Source organism: Bacteroidota bacterium (assembly GCA_038746285.1).
Taxonomy (GTDB): domain Bacteria; phylum Bacteroidota; class Rhodothermia; order Rhodothermales; family JANQRZ01; genus JANQRZ01.
The window spans coordinates 1-2,067 of the sequence record JBCDKT010000113.1 but is presented as its reverse complement, the minus strand read 5'-3'; the positions used below and the strand labels follow the sequence as shown (position 1 = coordinate 2,067).

Sequence of the window (2,067 nt, the reverse complement as noted above, 5' to 3'; positions counted from 1 at the left end):
GGCCGTCATGGCCACCGGGCGCTCCGAGCCGCCGCGCTTGACGCGGCTCTGCGTCCGCGCGTAGTCGATGATGACGCCCCGCATCGCACGCGCCGCCAGCCGGAAGAAGTGCGCGCGGTCGGTGAGCGCGGGCGCGTCGCCACCGCCCAAGCGTGCGTACGCCTCGTGCAGCACCGCCGTCGTGTTGACGGTGTCTGACGCTGAGAGCTTGCGCCGCTGGCTCCGAGCCACGAGCCGGAGCTCGTCGTAGAGCCTCCCGACGAGGTCGCTGAAGGCGTTCGGGTCGCCCTCGCGGGCGCGGTCGAGCAGGATGGCGGTCGCGGCCATGTGAGCGCAGATGGCTAGGCCGGAAACCTACAGGGAAATGACCCGACGCAGTGCCAGGGACAAAAAAGTGCCGGCTTGTGGACCGCCAGCGGGAGATCTGTCGATGGGGGAGGTGGACCCACCCTCTCCGACCGTGACTCGACTCCTCCATCTCGCCCCGCTGGCGCTGCTGGCCGCGCTCTCGCTCTCGCCCGCCGCCAGCGGGCAGGACTGCCCGCCAGGTAGCGTGGTGCTCGATTCCGGCGTTTGTGGAATCGTGCACGATGACCTCGGCGCCGATGGCGCCCGCGTCGCGCAGACCCCTCTCCCCGTCGTCACGGACAGCGTCAGTGTCCCGTACACCGTCACGTACCGGGAATACGAGTACGATTGGCAGAACCCGAGCCCCGGTACAGGGAGGCCCCAGGCGTTCGTCGTCCGGTCGATCGTCGAGTGGGAGCATCGGCCGGGGACGCCGTACTACTCCATGGTCAGTACGTTTCAAGGCGAGGAGAGGCCGAACAACGGCGCCGGCGGGTACGGGTCTCGGCAGATAACGCTCAGGAGCGACGGTGTCGAGTTGGAGACGCTGACGGCGTCGCCAGGGAACCTGGTCGCATCACCCACCTCAGGTTTGGCCTTCCTCCCAGACTGCCCATTTCTCTATCCGGCCGATGAGGACCGACGAACTCAATGCTTAGCACAAAACGAGGAGACTCGAAATGGTGTCAGGTCCAATGCGCCTGGGTTCTTTCAGGGTCTGAACCATCGGCTCTCGGCTGCGACTGCGCCGGCCCCGCTCATCTCGTCGACGGGGTTCGACCGTGGGTCGGTCGAGGCAGGCGTCGAGTTCGAGGTGCTCGTCGAGGTCACGAACCCGTACGCGACGTGGGTGCTCGACGTCGGACCGACAGAGCCGATCGAGTTCTTCGACGCCGACGGCAACACGGCGAGCGTGGACGTTCTCTCGACGCCGACGCCAGTGGACACGCTCTTCGGCGGGGAGACCGCGACGCTCCGGTACCGCGCCGTGACGGACGAGGGCGGCCTGCTCAGCGCAGCGGTCCTCGTCGGGGGGACGAAGACGCGGTACTACCGCGAGCCCGTCGAGGCGTCCGTCGGGTGCTCGTTCGACGCCTCGGGCCGCACCGCTGGCGCCAGCGGGCGCCGCGACGACCCGTCGTGTACGCTCGACGTGGAGGACAGTGAGGCGATCGTCGTCAACGACGAGGGGGAAGAGCCCGACGCCGACACGGCCGATGGGATCTGCGATGCGGATCCGGGTACCGCTGGCGAGCAGTGCACGCTTCAGGCCGCACTCGAAACCGTCGCCGTCTCCGACGACGTGAAGCGGGTCGTGTTCGACGTGGGCCGTGCCACGGCGCCGACCGTCCCCGTTCCTGAAGGCGTTCGCATCGACGGCGCAGGCGGGTCGGCCAACATCGTTCGGATAGAGTCTCTGGAGGGCGGCACGCTGGAGATGACAGAGGGGAGCAGTCTCCAGACAGCTATCCTGGAGAACGTGCGGCTCGTGGTTCGGGGCCCAGACGTGCGGCTCACGGCGTTTGGCGTCGGCGACTCCGGGATCGGAGACGAAACGATCGTAGACGGAACCTCGATTGAGGTCCGACCCGAAGCCGAGAACGTGCGGATCACAAGCTGCACCGTGGACTACGCCGACCTAGGAATCGTGATCGAGGCCCGCGATGCCCAGGTCCGGGAATGCATCGTCCAGCCGGCAGGTACGGGGACGGGCGAGGC

At 67.9% G+C, this 2,067-nt stretch carries 2 protein-coding genes; one reads left to right on the top strand and one right to left on the bottom strand.

The window, feature by feature from the left end; all coding sequences use genetic code 11:
* Positions 1–327: ECF-type sigma factor (locus AAGI91_17670; protein ID MEM1044442.1), on the bottom strand; the 327-nt coding region annotated here is incomplete at its 3' end.
* 133 nt (positions 328–460) lie between these two features.
* Here AAGI91_17670 and AAGI91_17665 point away from each other — a divergent pair.
* A partial coding sequence (locus AAGI91_17665; protein MEM1044441.1) for a hypothetical protein occupies positions 461–2,067 on the top strand: 1,607 nt, incomplete at its 3' end.